At 57.0% G+C, this 23,582-nt stretch carries 16 protein-coding genes and 1 pseudogene; 5 read left to right on the forward strand and 12 right to left on the reverse strand.

The annotated features are described in order from the left end of the window. Positions 1-95 precede the first annotated feature (95 nt). On the reverse strand, positions 96-569 hold the full coding sequence (locus ACQ4WR_RS12975) for an Lrp/AsnC family transcriptional regulator (protein WP_102293039.1): 474 nt from the start codon (positions 567-569) through the stop codon (positions 96-98). A 161-nt stretch (positions 570-730) separates the two neighbouring features. Here ACQ4WR_RS12975 and glmS point away from each other — a divergent pair, with 161 nt between their 5' ends. Continuing rightward, positions 731-2,560, forward strand: a complete 1,830-nt coding sequence (glmS, locus tag ACQ4WR_RS12980) for a glutamine--fructose-6-phosphate transaminase (isomerizing) (protein WP_436487671.1) — start codon at positions 731-733, stop codon at positions 2,558-2,560. Positions 2,561-2,986: 426 nt separating this feature from the next. On the opposite strand, the gene ACQ4WR_RS12985 is transcribed toward glmS, so the two are convergent. The 4 genes and pseudogenes from ACQ4WR_RS12985 to ACQ4WR_RS13000 all read right to left on the reverse strand — a co-directional run bounded on the left by ACQ4WR_RS12985 (position 2,987) and on the right by ACQ4WR_RS13000 (position 8,534). Next, positions 2,987-6,409, reverse strand: coding sequence for a TM0106 family RecB-like putative nuclease (locus ACQ4WR_RS12985; RefSeq protein WP_436487673.1), 3,423 nt, complete (start codon positions 6,407-6,409; stop codon positions 2,987-2,989). Between the two features lie 88 nt (positions 6,410-6,497). Next, a pseudogene (locus ACQ4WR_RS12990) lies at positions 6,498-6,572 on the reverse strand (DUF6527 family protein); the annotation flags it as partial. Further along, positions 6,554-6,763, reverse strand: a complete 210-nt coding sequence (locus ACQ4WR_RS12995) for a ubiquitination-like system serine protease family protein (RefSeq protein ID WP_436487840.1) — start codon at positions 6,761-6,763, stop codon at positions 6,554-6,556. The pseudogene ACQ4WR_RS12990 and the gene ACQ4WR_RS12995, both read right to left, overlap by 19 nt. A gap of 433 nt (positions 6,764-7,196) precedes the next feature. Continuing rightward, on the reverse strand, positions 7,197-8,534 hold the full coding sequence (locus ACQ4WR_RS13000; RefSeq protein ID WP_436487674.1) for a deoxyguanosinetriphosphate triphosphohydrolase: 1,338 nt from the start codon (positions 8,532-8,534) through the stop codon (positions 7,197-7,199). A gap of 765 nt (positions 8,535-9,299) precedes the next feature. Between ACQ4WR_RS13000 and ACQ4WR_RS13005 the strand changes: the two genes are divergently transcribed. Next, the gene (locus ACQ4WR_RS13005; RefSeq protein ID WP_436487676.1) at positions 9,300-12,053 is read left to right on the forward strand and encodes a patatin-like phospholipase family protein; all 2,754 of its coding nucleotides are present in this window, start codon (positions 9,300-9,302) and stop codon (positions 12,051-12,053) included. A 50-nt stretch (positions 12,054-12,103) separates the two neighbouring features. On the opposite strand, the gene ACQ4WR_RS13010 is transcribed toward ACQ4WR_RS13005, so the two are convergent. From ACQ4WR_RS13010 to ACQ4WR_RS13020, 3 genes are all read right to left on the reverse strand, one after another. Next, positions 12,104-12,991, reverse strand: coding sequence for a BrxR family transcriptional regulator (locus ACQ4WR_RS13010; RefSeq protein WP_436487678.1), 888 nt, complete (start codon positions 12,989-12,991; stop codon positions 12,104-12,106). After that, positions 12,898-13,506 carry a methylenetetrahydrofolate reductase gene (locus ACQ4WR_RS13015; protein ID WP_436487680.1) on the reverse strand — a complete coding sequence of 203 codons (609 nt, stop codon included), beginning with the start codon at positions 13,504-13,506 and terminating at the stop codon, positions 12,898-12,900. Before ACQ4WR_RS13015 ends, ACQ4WR_RS13010 begins: the two co-directional genes overlap by 94 nt. 100 nt (positions 13,507-13,606) lie before the next feature. Continuing rightward, on the reverse strand, positions 13,607-14,506 hold the full coding sequence (locus tag ACQ4WR_RS13020; protein WP_436487682.1) for a LysR family transcriptional regulator: 900 nt from the start codon (positions 14,504-14,506) through the stop codon (positions 13,607-13,609). A gap of 127 nt (positions 14,507-14,633) precedes the next feature. Here ACQ4WR_RS13020 and msuE point away from each other — a divergent pair, with 127 nt between their 5' ends. From msuE to ACQ4WR_RS13035, 3 genes are all read left to right on the forward strand, one after another. Continuing rightward, positions 14,634-15,215 carry an FMN reductase gene (gene msuE / locus ACQ4WR_RS13025; RefSeq protein ID WP_436487684.1) on the forward strand — a complete coding sequence of 194 codons (582 nt, stop codon included), beginning with the start codon at positions 14,634-14,636 and terminating at the stop codon, positions 15,213-15,215. 66 nt (positions 15,216-15,281) lie between these two features. Continuing rightward, entirely contained in the window at positions 15,282-16,259 is a 978-nt protein-coding gene (locus ACQ4WR_RS13030; RefSeq protein WP_436487685.1) for a DUF1852 domain-containing protein, read from the forward strand. A 28-nt stretch (positions 16,260-16,287) separates the two neighbouring features. Beyond that, positions 16,288-17,313: a methionine synthase gene (locus ACQ4WR_RS13035; protein ID WP_436487687.1), complete on the forward strand. Its 1,026-nt coding sequence runs from the start codon at positions 16,288-16,290 to the stop codon at positions 17,311-17,313. Between the two features lie 86 nt (positions 17,314-17,399). Here the strand turns inward: ACQ4WR_RS13035 and ACQ4WR_RS13040 are convergent, their stop codons facing one another. Genes ACQ4WR_RS13040 through ACQ4WR_RS13055 form a run of 4 tightly spaced genes read right to left on the reverse strand, consistent with a single transcriptional unit; the run spans position 17,400 to position 23,437 of the window. Then, entirely contained in the window at positions 17,400-20,108 is a 2,709-nt protein-coding gene (locus tag ACQ4WR_RS13040; RefSeq protein ID WP_436487689.1) for a bpX6 domain-containing protein, read from the reverse strand. Beyond that, complete coding sequence (locus ACQ4WR_RS13045; RefSeq protein WP_436487691.1) at positions 20,098-21,909, reverse strand: hypothetical protein; 1,812 nt, start codon at positions 21,907-21,909, stop codon at positions 20,098-20,100. Before ACQ4WR_RS13045 ends, ACQ4WR_RS13040 begins: the two co-directional genes overlap by 11 nt. After that, positions 21,906-22,316, reverse strand: coding sequence for a bpX5 domain-containing protein (locus ACQ4WR_RS13050; protein ID WP_436487693.1), 411 nt, complete (start codon positions 22,314-22,316; stop codon positions 21,906-21,908). The genes ACQ4WR_RS13045 and ACQ4WR_RS13050 overlap by 4 nt, the downstream gene beginning before the upstream one ends. Beyond that, positions 22,316-23,437: an AAA family ATPase gene (locus tag ACQ4WR_RS13055; RefSeq protein WP_436487695.1), complete on the reverse strand. Its 1,122-nt coding sequence runs from the start codon at positions 23,435-23,437 to the stop codon at positions 22,316-22,318. The genes ACQ4WR_RS13050 and ACQ4WR_RS13055 overlap by 1 nt, the downstream gene beginning before the upstream one ends. Positions 23,438-23,582 lie beyond the last annotated feature (145 nt).

A 23,582-nucleotide genomic window follows, 5' to 3' on the forward strand; every position in this document is an offset into this window, starting at 1 on the left:
GTCCTGTGCATAAGCCTGTGCAGAAGCTGCGTATAGCCAGTGGGAAAGTGCCGTATAAGCGGTGGGCAAGCGGTGGGTAACTTGGCCGTAGGAACTCAGACGGCGATACGCGTTTCGAATTTGCTGCGGAAGGTGGAAAAATAGCTTTTCACGTTGCGTACATTCGCATGCGCGGTAAAGACGCGGTGCGCCAGCGCGTGATAGGCTGGCATGTCGGCCACCTGCACCATCAGCACGAAGTCAGGCCCCGGCGAGACGCGGTAGCACTGCAGCACGGCCGCCTCGTCGGCCACCAGCTGCTCGAATGCCGCCATGCGCTCGGCCGCCTGCACGTCGAGCGTGATCTCCACGATGGCCGTCAGGCGCGCGCCCACCAGCTGCGGCGCGACGATGGCCACTTGGCGTTCGATCACGCCGCTTTCCCTCAACTGCTTGACCCGCCGCAAACAGGTGGGCGCAGAGACGTGCACCGCCTTGGCCAGCTCGCTGTTGGTTTGCGATGCATCAATTTGCAAAGCATTCAGGATGCGACGATCGATCTCGTCGAGGGTAATGTTGTGTTCGCTCATGATGGTGATGAATTAGGAAATAAATCCATTCTAAATGAAATAATATTTCACTATGAAATAGCGGTGAAATATTCAGTCAAAAATGCACCGATTTAGAAAGCATATTTCAATCACTCTGCATTAGCATGCGTGCATTGATTAAATTTTAGACAGAGGTTTCCATGTGCGGCATCGTCGGCGCGGTAGCGCAGCGTAATATCACTCCCATCCTGGTCGAAGGCTTGAAGCGCCTGGAATACCGCGGCTACGATTCCTGCGGCATCGCCCTGCACGCCGATGGCCGCTTGCAGCGTTCGCGTTCCACCTCGCGCGTGGCCGAACTGGAAAAGCAGATCGCCGAAGAAGGCTTGAGCGGTTTTACGGGCATCGCCCACACGCGCTGGGCCACGCATGGCGCGCCTGTCAATTTCAATGCGCACCCGCACTTTTCCCCAACGGAAGAGAATGCCCGCGTGGCGCTGGTGCATAACGGCATCATTGAAAACCACGACGAGCTGCGCGCCGAACTGACGGCCCTCGGCTACGTTTTCCAGAGCCAGACGGATACGGAAGTGATCGCCCACCTGGTCGAACACATGTACAACGGCGACCTGTTCGAGACCGTGCAGCAGGCCGTCAAACGCCTCGATGGCGCGTATGCGATTGCCGTGTTCTGCCGCGACGAACCGCACCGCGTGGTTGCCGCGCGCCAGGGTTCGCCCCTGATCGTCGGCCTGGGCAATGGTGAAAACTTCGTTGCCTCCGACGCCATGGCGCTGGCAGGCACGACCGACCAGATCATCTACCTGGAAGAAGGCGACGTGGTCGACCTGCAACTGTCGCGCTGCTGGATCGTTGATGTCGACGGCAAGCCCGTCGAACGCGAAGTGAAAACCGTGCATGCGCACACGGGCGCGGCCGAGCTTGGCCCGTACCGCCATTACATGCAGAAGGAAATCTTCGAGCAGCCGCGCGCCATCGGCGACACCCTCGAAGGCGTCACCAGCATCATGCCGGAACTGTTTGGCGACGGCGCTTATAAAATCTTCAAGCAGATCGACCGCGTCCTGATTCTCGCCTGCGGCACCAGCTCGTATGCGGGCATGACGGCCAAATACTGGATCGAATCGATCGCCAAGGTGCCCGTCAGCGTGGAAGTGGCCAGCGAATACCGCTACCGCGACAGCGTGCCGCACCCGAACACCCTGGTCGTCACCATTTCGCAAAGCGGCGAGACGGCCGACACCCTGGCCGCCCTGAAACACGCGCGCAGCCTGGGCATGCAGCACACCTTAACCATCTGCAACGTGGCCACCAGCGCCATGGTGCGCGAATGCGCCTTGGCCTATATCACGCGCGCCGGCGTGGAAGTGGGCGTGGCGTCCACCAAGGCTTTCACGACGCAGTTGGCGGGCCTGTTCCTGCTGACCCTGTGCCTGGCGCAAGTGAACGGCCGCCTCTCCGAAGAACAGGAAGCGGCGCACCTGAAAGCCATGCGCCACCTGCCCGTCGCCATCGCTTCCGTGCTGGCGCTGGAACCGCAGATCATCGCCTGGTCGGAAGAATTCGCGCGCAAGGAAAACGCCCTTTTCCTCGGCCGTGGCATGCACTACCCGATCGCCCTGGAAGGCGCGTTAAAACTGAAGGAAATCTCGTACATCCACGCCGAAGCGTATCCGGCCGGCGAACTGAAACATGGCCCGCTGGCCCTGGTGACGAATGAAATGCCGGTCGTCACCATCGCGCCGAACGACGCCCTGATCGAAAAGCTGAAATCGAACATGCAGGAAGTGCGCGCGCGCGGCGGCCAATTGTATGTGTTTGCCGACGTGGACTCGCGCATCAGTTCCGGCGAAGGCCTGCACGTCATCCGCCTGCCCGAGCACTACGGCGACCTGTCGCCGATCCTGCACGTGGTGGCGCTGCAATTGCTGGCCTACCACACGGCGCTGGCGCGCGGCACGGATGTGGACAAGCCACGCAATCTGGCCAAGTCGGTGACGGTGGAGTAAGCCGGCTGGACTGCGCTGACTAGAGCAAATAAAGTTGGTCGGGCTTTAATAAAGTTGGTCGAGGGCCGCTTGCCTGTCTTGATGTTCCCAGACAAAAGGCCCGCTCAGCCCGGGATAGAAGGCGCAAACCGCACCAGTGACCTGCGATAGCCGCATCAGCCAGTCAGGTACAAAACTGAGACCTAGCATTTTATGCAGTCCCTCAAGCAAAGCGAAGCCTACGGTGCTAAAGCTCAGGTAACAGCCCCGGCATTGTTCGTGTTCATGTCTGCAAACAGGCTAATCCCTGACATCATTATTGTGATACTCATTGGTCGCGGACTAATGTCAGAATTTTGCCGAATCGACGAACGATAGGATATGTTTCTAAAGCTCGCCTTGTACTTGTCGATGGCGAGTTTATCAACAATTTTTCGTCGCCAGCGCTCATCGAGTTAAAGAAAGTCGTGAAAGCACATTTACCTTTTTCATTTGATTTGGGCTCGAAACTCTCGTAGTGGCAAGTGACGGATTCATAACTACCACGGCTAGGCACTTTGCCCGGGATACCGCGACATTGAGACGTCGCTCGTCGAATAAGAAATCCAAGCCTCTTGCGGACTCGTTTGCATCACTGCTACACATAGATACAAATACTATAGCCGCCTCCTGTCCTTGGAACTTGTCCACACTTCCAACAAGTGCTGCGTGTCCCCCTGGCAGTACGGCTAGACGTTCCTTGAGTTTATTCACTTGGAAATTATATGGGGCAACAAAGAGAATATCACTCCACCCAACCGGCATTTCGGAGCCATTCTTTTTTATCATCGTGCGTCCAATGAGTTCTTGTGTGAGGCGAGCAATTTCATCCGCCTCCTCATCACTTCCCTGAGTATTTCCACGATGCTCAATGGGTACGATTACGATGCCAGCCTCGCTCCTTAGTACCCCAGCATAATCATCTGGAACTAGAATTATTTGGCGCTCGTTGCCTTCTGCTGCATTCAACCTTCCCTCGTAAATTGCATCAGAAATAAATTGATTAACTTCTGGATGCATGCGCCAGGTCACGCCCAAAAAAATTCCTTGATTATCTGGAATTGTGGCTTGCGTACCCATATAGTAATCAAGTGCTGACATCCCGCTTTCCCCAGGGTGATTACCTTGCGTCGGCTGTCCTAACTGCATCTGATCTCCTATAAGTACGATATTACGAGTCGCGCGACTCATCCCTACAAGATTTGCGACGCTGACCTGGCCTGCCTCGTCCACGAATAGATAGTCAAACTGTTGCTCTAGATCCTCTCGGCAAAAACCCCACGCGGTCGTTCCTATGACACACGAAGCCGAAACACAAGCCGCCAGCCCCTTGTTTTCGGTGATGGAAACGCCTAACTCATTGAGCTTTTCATCCGTATTAGAGGTACATACGAATTTCGCTGTAATGCCTTGATCCGCACATACTTGGGCGGCTCCCATCAACAGATTGTTAATCGCCTTATGACTGTTACTGCTGATCCCTACCCTTTTTCCATTTTTCATTAATTGGGCGATGACATGCGATGCAGTATAGGTCTTACCTGTTCCTGGCGGACCCTGTATTGTGAGACATGTATCCTGCATACCAACTACTGCAGCAATAATGGAGTCCAAACGGCCGCTCGCCCGATCATCGACTGTAATGGCGCTACCTAATTCAATGCCAGCAATGCGAGGAAGTTTTCGTTGAAGAAAATCAAGGATTGCCCCTAGACTCTCAGGTGAGGTGAAAAATCGGGATGCGACTGCTTCAATTGCACTTGGAATCGGATTTGGGCTTATATATTCATCTGGAATAAGCGTAATGCGGGCAAGAGGTTCTTGCGCCGCCTTTATGCAAACAATACCCAAAGAGGTATCAATACTAACAACATCAACTTTGCTATTATCGATTTGCTCAAGAATATAAGACTTCCCTCGCTGCCCCTTACATTCCTGAGCAGGGTCAAACTTGTATTCATACGTTAGGTTTCGATCTTTTGGCGCGTGTTTATAGGCCGGACGTACTGTTCGTTCGCACCCAGCAATGCAATCCAGGTCGTCAAAAAGTTCATGCTCATTTTTTGTACGCCGATCGAACAATCGCCAGAATACCGGTTTGCTCTCGCGGCGATGAAACTCAAGTAACCAAGCCAAGGTCTCAGCTACGTTTGCTTCATCTAAATTCGCTGCCATATCATAGGTGGATCGCGCAAGCAATGAATCGCGTAGCTGAATCAGGTTTGTTAACGCTTCAGATTCAGGCGCAGCAACAATCTCCGCCTTTCCCGTATATGCGATGCTCAATTCTTTTTGCTGTATGCGTAGCCAGGCGGCAAGTTCCTGTGTCGAATCACAGTCATCCTTATTGTAATCTCGTATATTTGAGAGGTCGGCGTAGTTCTTCCATGCATCCTGTGAAGGTGTTTCACCTGGATGTTCGTTAGCGAACTCTGTACGCCATTTCTCATATACCACTACAGAGTCACCCCCTGTGGCAACATCAGAACTTCGCTTTGATCGGTACAGATGCTCCACGTTTTTAATTGAGTAGCGTGGCTCGCCAAGTAACAGCGAATCCTTGACGATCCTGTACAGATCAACAAAGACATCGTTGCGAAGAAGTTGATCCACTTCCATTTCGCAAACTCCATAACGGCCCATCAGCTTCCTGCATGCCGTAATTTCATAGCTGGCGTAGTGATAGATGTGCATAGAGGGATCTTCAATCCAACGCGCATATGCCCACTCTATAAAATCGATGAAGCATTTTCTTTCCTGCTCGCCGTTGTGGGCCCAAAAATCGATAAATTGTCGCTGCTCGCCCTCAAAATACGAGCTTCCCCATAGATATTCGAGCCCACCTTTTTCAAGTGGAAATCCTTCAATATCGAAAAAAATATCAGCTGATGAACGAGGAGGTAACAATGCGAGTCCTTGTCCAGGAATGTCGCGAATCTCATATAAAGGCTTGTCCAAACCCAAACTGCTAAGTTGGATGGCGGCCTGTGCTCGTAGCCTTGCAAGCATAGGACTGGCGATACCTTTTATGTCGTCGCTAGCCGACAACTCCGCCAGTTGCCGCATAGTGAAAATTCCTGCCGTATTAAGCCGAATTATTTGGCTTCTTCCGATATTCGCGACCTGAATTAGATGGTCACGTTCGGTAAGCAATTCGTTCGCATAGTTCGACCAATTACCCCAAGAGCGCGAATTAGCGGGGTCCGGCTGGTCTAATGCGTTAAACGAAGCTTGCACCGCGAGAAATTCGGCCTTCGTGCATTCATAGTAAGACATGAAATCAGCAGTTCGGAACACTTCATCAGTCCCATTTCCAAGCGCGATGGTTAGAGTTCCAGACACGATGCCTTGGACGCCTGCCAACATCTCAGCATAGCAACATGTCTGAAGGAGATAAGTAGGCTTCACTACTGACGATAGCTTTGTATCCCAGACGACATAATGCCAATCACCTAGCGTCGAATCACCTGAGCTCTTCAATAGGAAGTCAGCGACGCCAGCAAAAGGAGGCAGGGAGAGGTACGCTTGATAAATGACATCTGCACCGCTTTGCAGCGCAACTGCGGTAGCCTTTATTCGATCACTGACAGACCCCGACGTGGCAATTTCTATAATGCTGAGCCCCTGCTTCCGGAACTCCTCTAGCTTAGCTCTTTCATGCTCGATCCCCCGATCCGCAAGAAGAGTCATCAAACCATCCGGTGGGTCACGAGGAACTGCATCATCTCGGTTTTCCAGCTCGGACCTCGTCATCCAACTAGCAAATGGGCTTTCGACAAAGACCGAGAGGTCGGTCGGCGAAAAAATTATTTCCTGTCCAATCTTCTGCATGTGACCGCCTTTGTATGTGAAGCGAATTTACAAACTAGATTTATGGAAAACTGATTCATTGAAGAATATTGAATATTAACTGCCAGTGTTATGCCGATATGACCTTACCTCCACGCACGTAAAAGTGTGAACAACAACCGTCTTTCAGCCAGACCGAAGGAAGAAAAGTTGGCCGACGTTTTTATGGACACTCACCTCCCACCTTGGTCTTACCTCTTTTATGAGAGGTAAATCAATCTGCTGTTTGCAACCACATAGGCAAGCCATACCAATACGCCACAGTTCACTACTTTCGATTAGGAGCACAAGGTCACGCGCGGGCAAACGCTCCGGTAGATCGCTGGAGTTAAGCATTTGTAGTTGGCGTGAGGGAGCAATGCTTCCTTGAGTTTGAGCCACCAAATTCGCCAATTCATTGCCCCGCTTCCAGCCTCGGAGCAGCCAGCGCGGGTAAGCCTAGCAATGGCTCGCGTGCACCTCTACCAAGTTCAGGCGCAAAATTGACCTGAAATTCGGCCTCGCCGATGAACTCTTCTATGCCCTCGGCGAGCATAAATCTAGTACACGCAAATTTTGCATTTGATTATGCCGGAAAGGATAGGCACGAGCGATAAATTCCATGACGCAAGCACTTGCTGCTCACATATTAAGAGAAATTACCGCAGGAGCTTGCTCAGGGATATCTTCAATGTATCCAGCCTTCACTTGCGCGGTATGAGCTTGAAGATCCACTTCTGCAAGTGCCTCTGCCTGAAGGCTATACCTATGACGCTTTAATTTATTTGAATCAAATTGAACTTCCTGGCAATTCAATTCCGTTTAAACGCCGAAATAAGGTGAGTGCAAATGAATCTGTCATACCTGAAACATAGTCGGTTGCGCCCATTAGTCGTTCGTAAGCGGAGTTGCCCAACGTAAATTGCTTTGGCACTATCTGAACGATTTTCTTTTGAGCATTTGATCGTTCATTAGCTGGCGCAAGTAAAGCTGGTACCAACTTCGTAAGAAGTCCACCAAGTATTTCATAGCCTGCAGCCTCGATCTGAAGTACTGTAGGCGTTGTATAAATTCGCGCTCGAGATAGAACAAGTATCTTTTCGAGATCGTTGGAGAATTTGCAACTTTCTACCAAAGCACTCTCAAATTTTCCTTGCATGATCGCCGCGTAATTTAATTTAAATACATCGACCGTTGCGTTGATTAAATTTCCGATAGATCGTGCACGCAAATACTCAATTTTTCCAGCATTATCGTCGAGAGATGTGTATGAAGCGCTTGGTTCTTGTCCAGTAGGGAAAGCAATTGGCCACAATAAATCATGCGTTTCTGTAAAGGATACTCTACCAAGGCGATGTCCGTCCTCCAGGTCGACGATACCATAGCAAATATCGTCTGCAGCCTCCATGAGGAACGCTAGAGGATGCCTCGCGTAAACACCATTCGATTTTTTGATCAACCCCGTTCCTATCGCTACGGACTCGAAATTGCCAGCATCCTGGGAACAGTAACCAAATTTTTTTTCACTGATATTGGTCTTCAAAGCATGGGGCATATCTGAGCCACGAGGATATTTCGCATATGAAGACAGTACAGCATAGGTAAGCTGGAATCCACCGCGATTAATCGCGTTCTGTAACCGAGTAATAAGTCTGAAACCCTGTGCATTTCCTTCAAATTTACAGAGATCCATTTTCTCCGCATCCGACAGCTCCCCCAGATACTCTTCTCCTTTGAGCGAAAACCAAGACTGGATCGCATCTTCTCCGGAATGTCCAAAAGGTGGATTTCCGATGTCATGCGCTAAGCACGCTGCCGCGACAATACTTCCGAAATCTTGAGAGCCAATGTCGAGATCACGCTCACTTTCCAAAATATAAGCTCCACACAGCGTCCCGAGAGAACGCCCCACAGATGACACCTCAATGCTGTGTGTCAGACGGGTACGAACGTAGTCACTTTCCGCTAACGGAAAGACTTGGGTCTTGTCTTGGAGCCGCCGAAATGCACTGGAATACACAATCCGGTCCCAGTCCTTCAAATATTCAGATCGTGCATCAGCAGCACTTGGCGTTGTTTCGCGACCAAGCCTTTTGGCGGACGTAAGTAATTTCCAGTCCATAGTCATTATTGGTATCCTTCAGATTGTAAGTCTCAATGTTGCTTGCAAAGATAGCATGCTTCTTGAAAATCAGAATCATTTTTCATGAACTATCATAAGTGTCTCATCAATCACGTCTGGGCGAGCTGATCCAATACCTACATTGTCGAATGGGGTGCCCAAAGAATTGGGCCCACAAATGCAATTGTGGACACAAATTCAACTAGTCATTTCGTCGCCCGAGCGCGGCACATATCGGCGGGACGTCGCCGAATTCAAGCGCGTCGTTTTTGCCCACTCGCTGATCTCCAATATCTCGATTTCTCGGGGGCGCCGTGAATCAACGTCAACCAGGGCTTCGCTTTGGCACAAAACAGGTTGACGACTTGCCGGTGTAGAGCGCGCAGGGGACTTGCCAACTGCTGTAGCTTCCTAGGCCGGGCTGCGTCATGTGCTGGTGTACACGGCCGACAATCCGGGCAACCAGACTTACGACTTTCTACCGTTGCATTGCGCCCCGCAGCTCAAAAACACTCCGCTTCCCAGCGAGGTGACGTCATCATCTAGCAATATGGAGCAGAGCTTATATGTCGTTGATCAGATGAAAATATTAATTTACAACAAGACTAGTGATATTGTGACAGTTGGTGAGTGTTTTCCGTTCGGCAACATGTAAAATGAATCCTTTTGTAGACCCTATTGCGAGGGCGGGAATATTCTTCGGCCATCCGATTTTCTCAGATCGGGACCGCATTGATTGGAATTTGATTTTGAAGTGTGAGTACAAGAAAAATGATTGAGACTGTCCAGCTACCGTCAGAGCGACAACGGCCGAGTGCGATTTCACTTGATAAATCTACGTTAGATGCCGCTGCGCAAGCAATGCAAAAGGCATTCAATGAGCTTCTTTTGCAAGACCCAACGCTATTTGAAATTCTAACGAAGATTAGTGCTGCTAACGAAAAAATGGTCGTTTTTGGCGGATGGGCTCGAGACAGATTGCTTGAGTTTTTACACGGTAAAGAGGTCTCGTCGCGTGACATTGATTTCGTAGTTGACAGCGAGCGGCACGTAGCGGAGTTTTTCCCAAAGGACGCGCTCGCGAATCCATTTGGTGGTGTTGGGATTCGCGGGAGGTTGATGCCATTGGAGGCTTGGAATTTACATAATACTTTCCTGTTCAAACGTCAGAATCGGCATGCGACGTTTGATGCGCTTCCGACAACGGCAGATTACGGCGTCAATGCTCTGGTATTCTTCCCCTCTCAATGCCACGGAATGCCTTCCATCATGGACTTGGGGGCTGGCATCGCTCTAAAATCAAGTATCCTTGACTTTATGGCTGATGAGGTTGCGCAGCCAAAAATCCAAGCGGCACGTGCGGTCATCCTTGCGACCAAACTTGACCTCATACTTTCGGAAACAGTATGTGATTTTATCCAAGATGTATGTGAGAACAATGCGACGGCGAAAGAGGTCCAGGCAGCGATACACGTCTACTGTCCAGTGGAGCTTAGGACCAGCACGTTGCAATTGCTTGCGCGTATCCGTCAAGGAGCTATGGGGGGACGGCCCAAGACAGAACTCTTCTTTCATTGCTGGGGAGTGTTCGAAGGCGGCGGTGTTCGAGCGGCAGCCCATGCTGGCGCTTACGCTGCTGCGAAAAGAGCTGGGGTCACATTCAGTCGGGTGGCAGGAACCTCCGGTGGCTCGATCGTTGCCGCACTCGTCGCTGCGGGCGCGACTCCCGCGTATCTTCGGCAACATCTGCAGGAGTTAGATTTCTTGCCGTTGCTTGATCAGCCGTCAAAAAAAAATATCTTTTTCGAAAAAAAATTGCCGTTTTGGGCACGTGTGTTGAAACCTTTTACTTGGGGCGATATGCGACGATTAGCAAATGTAGCAACATATGGAGGATTATACGACTCGAAGCGCCTTGGGGATTGGATTGAACAAAGACTGGTCGAGCTTTTGCGGGGAAACAATTCCATCAACAAAAAGCCTGTCCTGTTCTCAGAATTGCCTTTACCGCTGCACGTCGTCGCAACTGACTTCTCTAATGGCCAACCTAAAATTTGGTCTTCAAGTACGACTGCGGAGGAGAGCGTAACGTTAGCTGTCCGATACTCCTGCAGCATTCCCTTCTTTTTTCAGCCAGCGCCGGCAGGGGCTTCCATTTTTCTTGATGGAGGTGCGGTATCCAATCTTCCTGCATATGTCTTAAATAAGCAAAGTCAGACTAGCGACGAACGTGACGTTCTCACGCGCATTCTCGCGTTTAGACTTGTAGAAGATGATACTCGGAGCAAGCCGGTTCAGGACCTTAAGGACTTCGCCCTCCGAATGAGTGCGACTGTCATTGACAGTGCATCCGAAATTCAACTACAGCTACAGCCAAATGTCTACCCCGTGCAGATCAAGACTGGGTCAATTAGTTCAACAGATTTTGATCGCATCGATATGAAGAGTAAGCGCTTTCTTTACGAGCGAGGAATGATCGGAGTGAGAAGTTTTATCGAGAAGGAAAAGCTCAATTCGATACGTCATGACTCGGCTGCGCAGGAATTTCGTGGATTCGATGAGCAGATGCTGCTGGTTGTGCATCAGATGCGATCGTGTGCTAAAACATTGGTGCTGATGGGCTCTGACACATATTGGCTAGACCACGTGTTTCCAAGTTTGTTGCTGTTACTGCGCCGTGGAATATCTTTAGCGATGGTCGTCTCGCCTGTTAAGCAGTTGCACTCTGATTTCCAGGAACAGGAGGAACGTCGTAGGAAGTTGCTAAAGTTACTAGGAGTACTAGTCCAGGAAACAACGGGAAACCTGCCTTTTACTGGATTTGCGTTTGATTTAGGAACGAGTCGAGCGAGTGCAATTCTTACTCACTTACCCTCAGATGCGCAAAACAAATCCCGCTACGAATCCGAAAATGTACGCTTATACACAACGGACAATGATCCGGCTATTCTCAGCATGTTAGCTAGTCACGCTAAGCCCTACCTATCATTAGGGAAGAGAACGCCGCTTACATTGGAGTATGGCACCCGCGACGAAAGCAACCTGATCAGCCGTCTTCGTCAGATCCCAGCGTATGCTCGGGCGACGATTACGATTCAGAACGTTCAAGTAACTCGGGATATTTTTGTTATGCAAAAAAGAGTGAAAGAGTACAAGGCACTTCAAGCACGTTACTTTCTGACGGATTTGTTGGAGCGAGAGCAAAAGCTATTCGGAGCGACGTCAGTACAGCTCGCAGACGGAGGAAGTTCTATTGTCACTCCGCCTGTTCTAGAGCGACATTCGGGATCACTTGTCTTAATTGAGGGTGCGGCACGCCTCCACTATTGCTTCACAAATGGTATCGAAGAGGTGCAGGCGGTGGTTATTGACGGAGTTACTGAGCCACTTCCAAGCGACGGCCATTTCTCACTTGCTAGTCTACGATTGGTGTCATCTACGATGTCAATAGCTAGTAATTATCAAAATTATAAAAAATCCGCTTATAGGGCGATTGAGCGAGTTGTCCATGAGAGTTACGACTAGGGACCTGTCGCCATTCATCTTCTCGGAAAGGTGGAACTTTCAGAGTCTGTCTATTCGACGCGAGCAGTGAACGGCGTTTCGTGGGCGACGCCAGCGTCGAACACCCAACCCGCGACTTCTTGATCAATTAGCTCCTGTCGATTCAGAAGAAATAGTTGATGTTCTTTCGGGTTTTTCGAGCCAGTCGGTGTTGTGTCGACATGCCAATGCCGTAAGAAGTACGGCACCAGGCAGAGGCTCATGGCAACGATCTTGGTATTGCCTTCCATGTCATAGTCGAATCGGATAGTTTCTGGATATTCTGCTTTTGGGTGAGGCCCAAGGACAACTGCTACTTCCTTGGTCCATTCAGGATCTTGGTCTATCGACTTTTCCGAAGGACCATTTTCGGCTACCTCATGGAAGCGCGCGAGATTGAAATCCCTGAACTTTCCCTTCGCATGGTTGAAACATCGAATGTGCCAACGCAGACCATCATGGACCAATGCTGCTGGCGACAGAGTGCGCTCATTTGCGCCGCTTTCAAGTGACACATAGGTTGCGGAAATCTGCCTGCGTTGATACATGGCACGGGTAAGCGCAGCAACAAGGCTTACCGGCACTTTCCTTTTTATTGAAGACTGTACGCTGCTCGACAGCCGCTTGGCATGCTCCGAATTGAGCGCAATTGCGCGCTCCCCAGACAGGGAATACAGCGACTGGTCAACATCATGCGTGAAAAGTGGCGTGCCGCCTGCATAGACATAGCAGCGTTGCCGTAGGTCATATTCCAACATTGATGGGGCCATCTCTGCATAAAGTGACAGGTCCTTTGTGGCGGCGGGTTCACTGATTCCGAAACGGCTCACCAAGTCCTTGCGCGCAACCTGGCCGACAAAAAATGCCAAGAAATCAATGTAAAACAGGCGTTCCCGTTGCGTATCGCGCTGTAATTCCATACGCGCACGCGATGGTGCATGCCACGCGCGCGCAGCGCTGTCAGCCACGTCAACACGATGTCGGCATCAAACGCGAATTGCGTGACGATCAGGGGCGCCATGCCGCGCGCGCTGATGCTGCGGCACTTGCGTTCAAGTACATCCCACTGTTCTGCCTTGCTCATCACCGGATGGCCTTCCGGGTGGCCCCCCACGCCGATCACCCGCATGCCCGCGCGCTCGAAAACGCCGGTGTCGATCAGCGATGCGCTGTCGCAAAACGGCCCCACCGGCGTGGATGGATCACCGGCGATGACGAAGCAGCGCTCGACGCCCGCTTCGGCGGCCGCGCGCGTGACGAATGACTCAAACCCGGCGCGCGAAGCGATACGGCGCGCCGACAAGTGCGGCATGGGCTCAAAGCCGAGTTTGCGCACGGCCCGCGCCGCAGCCAGCCGCGCGTCGTCGTCCTCGCGTGGAAGGTAGGGAATGGCAATCGTGGAACCGGGCACGATCCGCGACGCCGCCGCGCTCAAGGCCGCAATATCCTTCGTGCTGACTTCCAGCGAACAGGCGTGCGTGATGTCGCGCGCGGGCCAGGGCTGAGCGGGAGGCATCAAGGGGCTGAGCATCGCTTTACTGCGCAGTAGCGCTGGCAGGCTGGCGCGCCAGCGCGATGAAGGCCTTCACGTAGTCTATGGCCGTGTCCGTCTCGCGTGCTCCCAGGTAGATCTGCTTGACGATGCCGTGCAGACCCAGCCGCACAGGCACCACGTCCATCTTGGCCGCATATTCCTCGACCAGCCAGCGCGGCAGGGCGGCCACGCCACGGCCGCTGGCCACCATCTGCAGCATGATGTCGGTCGTTTCGATGGCCTTGTGGCGCTTGGGCGTGACACCGGCCGGCAACAGAAACTGGTTGTAGATGTCCAGGCGCTCGATGTCCACGGGGTAGCTGATCAGCACTTCCTGCGTCAGTTGCTGGGGCTTCACATAGGCGGTCGACGCCAGCGCATGGCCCTTGGCCACCACCAGTACCTGCTCGTAATCGAACACGGGTTCAAACTTCAGGCCCGGCTTGTACAGCGGGTCGGGCGTGACCAGCAGGTCGATCTCGTAGCCGAACAGCGCGCCGATCCCGCCGAACTGGAACTTCTGCTTGACGTCCACATCCACGTCGGGCCAGGCGGCCAGATAGGGCGACACCACTTTCAGCAGCCACTGGTAGCACGGGTGGCATTCCATGCCAATACGCAGCGCACCGCGCTCGCCCTGCGCGAACTGGCCCAGGCGCTCTTCGGCCAGGTCCAGCTGCGGCAGCACCCGGTTCGCCACCGCCAGCAAATACTGGCCGGCCTGCGTCAGGCGCAGGTTGCGTCCTTCGCGCAGCCAGACGTCGGTGCCCAGTTGCTGTTCCAGCTTCTTCATGCTGTGGCTCAGGGCCGACTGGGTCAGGTGCAGCACGCTGGCTGCGGCCGTCAACGACCCTTGTTTCTCGACTTGCTGGACGATGCTGAGGTGGATGCGTTCAAGCATTTGAATGAGCCATATTCATGGATGTATGAAATAAGACCATTATACTTCATCGATCCCCGCCGCTATCATGCACTTCCTTGCTGTCGGCAATTCCCGCCCTCGCGCATCCATCGATATGAAAGCAACAATGACACGTCCCTTGCGTTTAGTCGCGGTATCCGGCGGGCTGCAACGCCCTTCCAAGGCGGCCGCCCTGGCAGAGCACTTGATGGGGCTGATCGCCGACGCCGTCCCGTGCGAGCAGCGCCTGGTCGAACTGGGGCCGCTCGCGCCGCAGCTGGCCGGCGCCGTGTGGCGCTCCCAGCTGCCCGCCACGGTGGAGCGGGAACTCGCCGCCGTCGAGCAAGCGGACATCCTGGTGGTGGCAACGCCCGTCTACCGCGGCGCGTACACAGGGCTGTTCAAGCACTTCTTCGACTTCATCGACCAGGATGCCTTGATCGACACGCCCGTCCTGCTGGCGGCCACTGGCGGCAGCGAGCGCCATGCGCTGATGATCGACCACCAGTTGCGGCCGCTGTTCAGCTTTTTCCAGGCCCGCACATTGCCGCTGGGGGTCTATGCGACGGACAAGGATTTCCTCAATTACCGTCTGCAGGACGCGGCCCTGCTCGAGCGCGCCACGCTGGCGGTCCAGCGCGCTTTGCCGCTGCTTGCCTTGCCACGTCATGCCAGACCTGATACCGCCGAGGAATTGCTCGCGGCTTAGTCCGCATTTTTAACACGCCAATACGCACTATTCATCTATTCGCAGAAATCAGGACACCCGATCACCATGAGCAAAGATTTTGTATTCAGCATCAAGAGCATTGTTTTCGATGAAAACTATCATCCATCGGACAGCACGCGCCTGACGACCAACTTCGCCAATCTGGCCAGAGGAGCGAGCCGCCAGGAGAACTTGCGCAATACCCTGCGGATGATCGACAACCGTTTCAACAGCCTGGCGCACTGGGATAATCCGAAGGGCGACCGCTACGCTGTCGAGCTTGAAATCATTTCCGTCGAATTGAATATCGATGTCGAAGGCGGCAATATTCCGCTGATCGAGATATTGAAACCAAATATCATCGACAAAAAAACCGGCGAACGCATCGACGGCATCGCGGGGAATAACTTCTCCTCGTACGTGCGCGATTACGACTTCAGCGTGCTGCTGCCAGAGCACAACAATAATCAATCCACGTTTGGCACACCCGAGGATTTCGGCGATTTCCATGGCAAGCTGTTCAAGCACTTCGTCAAGTCGCCTGCCTACCAACAGCGCTTCAGCAAGCCGCCGGTCATCTGCATCAGCGCCTCGAGCAGCAAGGTCTATCACCGGACTGAAAATCAGCACCCGGTACTGGGCGTCGAGTATCAGCAAAATGAATTTTCGCCGACGGATCAATATTTCGAGAAGATGGGGCTGCAGGTGCGCTACTTCATGCCGCCGGACAGTTCCGCACCGCTGGCCTTTTATTTTATCGGCGACCTGCTGGCCGACTACACGAATCTTGAGCTGATCGGCACCATCAGCACGATGGAGACATTTCAAAAGATTTATCGGCCCGAGATTTACAACGCCAATTCCGCCGCGGGGAAATGCTATCAGCCTAGCCTGAAGCACCAGGATTACTCCTTGACGCGAATTGTCTATGACCGGGAAGAGCGCAGCCAGCTGGCTGTCAAGCAGGGCAAATATACGGAAGAGCATTTCATCAAGCCATACAAGCAAATTCTTGAGCAATGGGCTGCGAATTACGCTCTCTGATTCACCTACCTACACGACATCATTCATCATGAAAAAATTATTGCCTACTTCAACCGCCGGCAGCTTGCCCAAACCTTCCTGGCTGGCCCAACCTGAAAAACTCTGGTCGCCGTGGAAATTACAGGACGAGGAATTAATCGAGGGCAAACAGGATGCCTTGCGTTTGTCACTGCAGGAGCAGCAGCACGCAGGCATCGATATCGTCAGCGACGGCGAGCAGACCCGCCAGCATTTTGTCACTACCTTCATCGAGCATCTGAGCGGCGTGGATTTTGATAAACGCGAGACCGTCAGGATTCGTGACCGCTATGATGCGAGCGTGCCGACAGTTGTCGGCGCCGTAAGCCGCCCGAAGCCGGTGTTTGTCGACGACGCCAAATTTTTACGCCAGCAAACCAGCCAGCCGATCAAATGGGCGCTGCCCGGTCCCATGACGATGATCGATACGCTGTATGACAACCATTACAAGAGCCGCGAAAAACTGGCCTGGGAATTTGCCAAGATCCTGAACCAGGAAGCCCGCGAACTGGAGGCGGCCGGCGTCGACATCATCCAGTTTGACGAACCCGCCTTCAACGTATTCTTTGACGAGGTCAATGACTGGGGCATTGCCACCCTGGAACGGGCAATCGAAGGGTTGAAATGCGAAACGGCCGTGCACATTTGCTATGGCTACGGCATCAAGGCCAATACGGACTGGAAGAACACGCTGGGCTCCGAGTGGCGCCAATATGAAGAGTCTTTCCCGAAGCTGCAGAAATCGAATATCGACATCATTTCGCTGGAATGCCACAACTCGCGCGTGCCCATCGACCTGATTGAACTGATTCGTGGAAAAAAAGTGATGGTGGGGGCGATTGACGTGGCCAGCAATACCATTGAAACCCCGGAGCAAGTGGCCGACACCCTGCGCAAAGCGCTGCGCTTTGTCGATGCCGACAAGCTCTATCCTTCCACCAACTGCGGCATGGCGCCCTTGTCGCGTCAGGTAGCACGCGGCAAGTTGAATGCGCTCAGCGCCGGCGCGGACATCATCCGACGAGAGCTTTCCTAGCAGGCGCCTGATATGCCGTCCCGGTGCGTCGTCCGGGACGGCGTGCCTGCCACCTTGTCCGGATCTGCGATTCCCCCGCCACGCACTTACGCCAGCGTCAAGGTATGCACCTGGCTGTTTTCGCAGTCGATATCGACCAGCCGGCCAGCAGCGTCGAATAGCAGCAGGTGATCGTCATTGACATGCACGCGCGCCGCCTGGCACTCGTCCAGCCGCAATTGCGCCAAGGTGGCGCCCGTCCTGCCATCGGCCACCAGGCATTCCAGGGTAGTGCCGTCGTCGGGATAGCTGCGCAGCAGCAGCAACCCTGCGGTCTGGCTCAGCTCGGGGGCGGAGAGAATGACGCGCAATGGCAGCGTGATCGGCGCGGTGGCGCCGCCGTGATGCACTTGCACAGATATCGCTCCTTCTTCGTGCAGGGCACGCACCAGGGTTGGCGCGTCGCGCATGCTATGCGGCAGCAACGCCAGCACGGCATCGTGTGGCGGCGGGAAGCTGTCGCGCTGCAGCAGGCGCCGCGCGGGCAATTCATAGCGCCACTGCTGGAGGTCGTTTGCCGACGCCAGCAGCAAGGTTTGCGAGCCGCGTTCTTCCTGGAAGGCGATCACCTGCCCTGGCAAGTCGGCCACTTGCCAGCTCACGGCCAGCTGGTCCTTGCTGGTGTCGATGGCGACGAGGCAGTTGCCGATCACCGCGTTCCACACCAGGCCGTCATAGTTGTCGGCCCAGAAGCGCAGCGGTTCGACGATCCAGTCCGATACCTTGCGCGCGATCAGGTCGAGGCGGCTGACGCGCCACAGGCGGTCGCGCTGCACCAGCGCCAGCGCGCGCTGTCCGCCGGCCGCCATCACCAGCCGCGTCGCCGGTACGGAAAATTGCGCCAGTTGCCGGCCATGCCGGTCGATGCGCACCACGCCGCCCTCGCCCAGCGCCAGCAGGTAATGGCCGTCCGGCAGGCGGCGCGCATCATGGATGGTCAACAGGCCGCGTTCGGCCAGGTGCACGCGCACGGGTTCGTAGCGCTTGCTCAGCTCATGGGACTGCTCCATCTGCGGCACTGTCAGTGCCGGCAGGTCGGCTTGCAGGACGGCGTCCTGGGACAGTGCCAGCAGCTTGCTCAGTGATTTCTTGTCGAAGTCGATACGTGTGGCCATGCGGTCGGCCAGCAGGGGGCGCAGGAGTGCCGCCGCCACGCGCCGGGTGGCCGGTGAATGCGGCGACAGCGCCAGCAACTCCGTGGCCAGACGCATGCGTTGCTGCGCGCCGTCGTCGCTGTCGTCGTCAAGCAGCTGCAGCACGGCCGCTTCGCTGTCGGCCAGGCTGGCGGGCAGCAAGGCCAGCTTTTTGAGGAGCGCCCGCATGCCCAGCACGCCGCCCGTGCGTTCGCCTTCCAGCAGCCATGCCAGCGCCTTGTCGCGCTGATCCGGCAATGGCCAGACGGCTTCCGCCGCTTCGCTCAGCTGGCCGCGCCAGGCCAGGTCCTCGGCCCACAGCAGGCGCATCGCCGCTGCTTGCGGACTCTGGCGCCGTTCCAGCAGCTGGACCGCCGCAGCGAATGCCTGGCCGAGCCGGGCCAGCTTCACCGCCCGTTCGACGTCGCCCGCCATGCACCAGAGGCGCACGGCGATTTCCGGCGCCAGTTCCATGGTTTCCGCCAGTTGCGCCGCTTGCTTGATGCGGCCCTTTTTCTCCAGATAGTCGACCGCCTCGCCACCGCATTTGAGCAGTTCCGCCAGCACGTAGGTGGCTTCGTCGATCCTGCCTTGACGGTCGAGCCGCTCGAAGGTGGCGCGGTAGGTGCCGCGCAAGTACTGCTCCAGCTCGCCGCCGATGCTGATGGCGGTGCCGGCCTGGCCGGGGCCGGAGATTTCCAGGCTGGTGCGCGGACGCGGCGTGCCGAAGGCGGGACGCCGCGCTGGCGACAGGCTGTCGAGCGGGATCGCATGGCGCAGCGCTTCCTGCACGTCGCCCTGGTCCAGCAGAGCCATCATCTTGCGCAGATAGGCGGCCTGTTGCCAGCCGATCACCTTCGAGGCGCGCGTCATGATCGCCAGCCGGGCCGCCAGCGCGGCAAGGCGTTGCTGCAGCGCCGATGGCGGTGCCTGTTGCCGTCCGCCTTCCGCTTGTTCGGCGGGGGCCTGCTTACCGCCGCCGAACAGCTTGATCAAGCCCAGCGGTATGGCACCCAGCACGGTGGCCGCCACGCCCGCCACGGCCAGCGCGATACCGGCGCCGCGCCGCGCGGCTTTGCCGCCGTGCTGCGCCTTGTCCATCTGGCGCAGGAACGCTTCGCGTTTGGCACTGGGCGCTGCCAGTGCGCCGGCGAAAATGTCGCGCACGGGCAAGGTTTCCAGCAAGGCCGTGCTGGTGGCAGTGGCCGCGACTGGCGGCGGCCGCAACGGTGCATGCAGGGCAATCGCGCCCAGGTCGAGCCAGGCGGCCGGATCGAGACGCGGCGCCGCCGCAAGGCTGATCAATTGCGCCTGTGCCGCGCGCACCAGCCAGATGCCGGACGGGGGCGTGGCCGCCCGTTCGTCCGCCGCCAGCGGCGCGCTGCTGAGGATACCGTCCTGTTCGCACAGCGGCAGGCCGTCCAGCGCGACGCACTGGCCGTAGCGCGGCGTCGCCAGCAACAGCAGGAATCCCTCGTGCACCGCGTGCAGGCGCGCGCCCGGCGCCCAGTGCCGCAGCACGCGGCGACGCGCCTCGGCCTCGCCCAGCAGGGCCAGGTCAAACCACAGCGCATGCACCAGCTGCATGCCGTCATGCAGGGGGCGGCGTACTTTATGACTCATCAATATCTCGATCGCAGGAAATTTGCAGCAGCGACTGCTCGTCATCGATATGGCGCACGACGAGGGTGCTGCTCTTGGCCGTGATCCAGGCGATGCGCGCGCTGGCCGGATCCATGCTGGCTTGCTGTATCGGTTCTGGCGAGGTAGCCAGTTCGTAGCGTTGCGCGCCGACCCGCAATTCGATGCGGCGGCGGCCCGGATGCAGCACCACCAGGCCGGGATGGGGGTGTTTCTGGCTGATGGCCACGCCCAGCACGCTGGCCTTGTCGTCGATGTCCATCACCTCGCCCTTGGCGTGACTGCCGACCCACCAGCGGTTCGTGCCCGTGTTGATCGCCAGCAGGTTACCGCTGTGCCCGGCATGCTCGCCTGTCAAGGCGCCATGCAGCAGCCTGCTGCCTTGTTGCGCGATGCGCTGCATCTTGTGCGGGGTGGCATTCTGGCGGTGCCAGTGATACAGCTGCACGCCATCGCCATCGGCACAGGCGATATACAGCGAGTCGCCCAGCTGATCCGCACCGATCACGTCATCGAGCACGGGGCGGAAGGACACCGTGGAGGCTTCCTTGTGCGATGCTGCCGGGGCGGCCTGCCAGCAGACCAGCCGTCGTTTGGTATCGAGCACAACGACGTGTTCGTGGCGATGGACGGTGTGGTGCGCCAGCAGATAGAACACTTGCAGCCATCGCCCCATGCCGGGCGGCGCATGGAATTGTTCGCGCGGCGGCCGGTCGCACATGACTGGCTTGCTGGAAAACAGCGGACCGGGGAAGTTGTGAAAAGCCAGCGTCCCGCCGGCCGAAGTGATACAGGACAGCGCCGGCTTGAACACGCCTGCGGCAAGGATGGCGCCATGCTTCGGCGCGGCGATGACGCGCGGCTTGCCCGGCTTGGCGGACGCCGATGGCGGCACCTGATAGACGACCGCACCGCCATGGAGTTGCGGCAGGCATACAAGGTGGCCGCCACTGGCGAAGCGCGGCGCCTGTGCGCGCGATGGCATGTGGCCCCGATGGTGGATCACGCCCGCTGCGGCGAGCGGCGCAAATGGTTTTCTCAGCAGGCGCACGCCTGTCGGCGCGTCGGGCAGTTCCAGCTGCAGCGTACGGTAGTCATGCCGCTGCTGCAGGCTGACATTCAGGTGGTTGCCACCGAGTGCGCGGCGGATCGCCACCCGTTCGCGGGCCTGCCTGGGGGCCTCGCCGGCAACGCCGATCAGCCAGCAGTCTGCCAGGTCGTCGCCAAGCCTGGTTTGCCACTGCGCACTCGCGTCAACGGGTGCTGCGAGCAGGGTGCGCGACTGGATCAGCCTGCGCAGCGCTTCCAGCCCGGTGTCCTCGTGCACCACCCCCGGCCGCTGCCAGATGCCCCAGATGAACTGGGCGCCAGCCTGTTGTGCGCGGCGCGCCAGCAAAATGAACAGCGCCAGGTGCGCCAGACGCGGCTCGCCCAGCTGGGATGGCCCCGCGTCGAACAGCGCCACGCTGCGCAGCGAGCGCTGGTGCACCGCCGGCTCGGGGCCGTTGAACAGCAGTTCGCCGCTGGCGGCGCGGCGCAGGAATTCGTCCGGCTCGGCGTCGGCATATACCCACTGCGTCATCAGGAGGCGCTCGTAATGGCCGCGCCGCACGATATTGCCGATGCCGGCCGGTTCGGCGCCGCGCTCCAAGGTGGCGGTACTGAGTTTGCCGAGCAGCGGATGCAGGCGCAGCAGCAGCGCGCCGACGGCGGGCGCCAGGTCTGGCGGAAACAGCGTGAGCCACGGCGCCCACGGCTCGAGTGCAGCCGGCAGCGAGCTCATGCCAGCTCCCCGGCGAGCCAGCCCAGCAGGGACGGCGTTAGCGCCTGTGCCGCGGCCAGCGGCAGCAGCAGCTCCGGCGCGTGCCACAGCAGTACCGGGCTGCTGCCGGCGCGCGCGAGCAGATTGGTTTGCACCAGGTCGACCGGCAGCGCCGGTTCCAGATGCGTGGGCATCCACAGATTGGGGGCCTGCGGATGCGGGGCGCAGTAGCGCGCGCCGTCGACCCATGGCAGCGCATCGTTCGCGCCCAGCAGCACCAGCAGGTCGCGCGTCGCCACCGCCGACAAGGCTGGCAACGGCTTGCCGGTGCGCAGGCGCGCCAGCAGCGTGGTGGCCAGCGCGGCGGGCACGACCATGCCAGCCGGCGCCAGCGCAGTGGCGCGCGCTTGCCATGCCATTGCCTGCATCAGGGGTTGCTCGCCACGGCGACCAGCTGCTGGCGGCGCTGCAACAGTGGTTCCGGCAGTTGCGCGGCATCGAAATTGGCATCGATTTCGCGCAGCAGCGCCTCGATGCGCGGGCGGGCATCGGCGGCATCCGTGTTCGCCAGCAGCAGGTCGGCGCTTTCGGCCAGGCGCGCCAGGCGCGCCATCGGCTGCTGCGCGGCTTGTTCGACCACGGCGTGCAACAGCGGATGGCTGGCGTCGGCCAGCAGCTCGCGCAGGATTTCGCGCGCACTGCGCTGGCCAGCGGCCGTCGGTATCACGTACAGCAGCGGCCACAGGTCGGCGCGGGTGGCGGCCGTGCGGCCGGCCAGCACGGCCGCGGCGGCGATCAGCTGCTGCGCCTTGACGATGCGCCGGTCCGACAGCTGGACCTGGGCCTGGCGCAGCAGGCGGATCGCCTGCGCCAGCGCCAGCCGCACGCCCTCCATGTCGACGTGCGGCACCGCCTGGTTCAGCACGTCAAGAGTGGACAGGTCGAGCATGGCCGTCACCTGGTGCTGGCCGGCTGCCCAGCCGCCCGCCAGCAGATCCTCCAGGCGGTTGTCGGGCACCGGTTCGACAAACACGTGCAGCAGGAAGCGGTCGGCGAACGCCGCCAGGCCCTCGTCCTCGGGCAGCGCATTGGCGGCGCCGACGCAGATGCGCAGCGGGCATGCGATACGCGTATGGCCGCGGCGGAACTGGCGTTCGTTCAGCAGTCCCAGCAGGGTATTGAGGATGGCCGTCGAGCCAAGGAAGACTTCGTCGAGGAAGGCGATTTCCGCCTCCGGCAGCATGCCCGCGATATCGGTCTCCACCTGGCCCAGGCGCAGCTTGCTCAGGTTGACGGGGCCGAACAGTTCGGACGGTTCCGTGAAGCGGCCCAGCAGATATTCGAAATACTGGCCGCCCAGGCTTTGCGCCACGCGGCGTACCACCGCGCTCTTCGCCGTGCCGGGCGGCCCGATCACCAGCAGATGTTCGCGCGCCACGGCCGCCAGGATCATCAGTTCGGCCAGTTGTTCGCGGTCGACCAGGCCGGCGGTGGCCTCGCGGATGGCGGCGCGTAAATGCTGCGCGGCTTGATTTACTGGCAATGTCATGGGTGCTCTGGTCTCTCTGCAGAATAATTTAACAATTTAATATTTTAACAATAATTAAATATATTGTCTTGAGGAAATTTCTGTTATCAAGCGCCATGGCCACTGCCGTTCCGCCGGACGCTGCCTGCGCGGGGCAGGGGCGCTG

It is taken from the genome of Janthinobacterium amylolyticum, assembly GCF_051380655.1.
Classification (GTDB): domain Bacteria; phylum Pseudomonadota; class Gammaproteobacteria; order Burkholderiales; family Burkholderiaceae_D; genus Janthinobacterium.

What these genes read in the sequence shown, in the direction of transcription:
- ACQ4WR_RS12975 (WP_102293039.1), bottom strand. Translation starts at nt 569, where the DNA reads ATGAGCGAACACAACATTACCCTCGACGAGATCGATCGTCGCATCCTG.
- glmS (WP_436487671.1), top strand. Translation starts at nt 731, where the DNA reads ATGTGCGGCATCGTCGGCGCGGTAGCGCAGCGTAATATCACTCCCATC.
- ACQ4WR_RS12985 (WP_436487673.1), bottom strand. Translation starts at nt 6,409, where the DNA reads ATGCAGAAGATTGGACAGGAAATAATTTTTTCGCCGACCGACCTCTCG.
- ACQ4WR_RS12995 (WP_436487840.1), bottom strand. Translation starts at nt 6,763, where the DNA reads ATGCTTAACTCCAGCGATCTACCGGAGCGTTTGCCCGCGCGTGACCTT.
- ACQ4WR_RS13000 (WP_436487674.1), bottom strand. Translation starts at nt 8,534, where the DNA reads ATGACTATGGACTGGAAATTACTTACGTCCGCCAAAAGGCTTGGTCGC.
- ACQ4WR_RS13005 (WP_436487676.1), top strand. Translation starts at nt 9,300, where the DNA reads ATGATTGAGACTGTCCAGCTACCGTCAGAGCGACAACGGCCGAGTGCG.
- ACQ4WR_RS13010 (WP_436487678.1), bottom strand. Translation starts at nt 12,991, where the DNA reads ATGGAATTACAGCGCGATACGCAACGGGAACGCCTGTTTTACATTGAT.
- ACQ4WR_RS13020 (WP_436487682.1), bottom strand. Translation starts at nt 14,506, where the DNA reads ATGCTTGAACGCATCCACCTCAGCATCGTCCAGCAAGTCGAGAAACAA.
- msuE (WP_436487684.1), top strand. Translation starts at nt 14,634, where the DNA reads ATGACACGTCCCTTGCGTTTAGTCGCGGTATCCGGCGGGCTGCAACGC.
- ACQ4WR_RS13030 (WP_436487685.1), top strand. Translation starts at nt 15,282, where the DNA reads ATGAGCAAAGATTTTGTATTCAGCATCAAGAGCATTGTTTTCGATGAA.
- ACQ4WR_RS13035 (WP_436487687.1), top strand. Translation starts at nt 16,288, where the DNA reads ATGAAAAAATTATTGCCTACTTCAACCGCCGGCAGCTTGCCCAAACCT.
- ACQ4WR_RS13040 (WP_436487689.1), bottom strand. Translation starts at nt 20,108, where the DNA reads ATGAGTCATAAAGTACGCCGCCCCCTGCATGACGGCATGCAGCTGGTG.
- ACQ4WR_RS13045 (WP_436487691.1), bottom strand. Translation starts at nt 21,909, where the DNA reads ATGAGCTCGCTGCCGGCTGCACTCGAGCCGTGGGCGCCGTGGCTCACG.
- ACQ4WR_RS13050 (WP_436487693.1), bottom strand. Translation starts at nt 22,316, where the DNA reads ATGCAGGCAATGGCATGGCAAGCGCGCGCCACTGCGCTGGCGCCGGCT.
- ACQ4WR_RS13055 (WP_436487695.1), bottom strand. Translation starts at nt 23,437, where the DNA reads ATGACATTGCCAGTAAATCAAGCCGCGCAGCATTTACGCGCCGCCATC.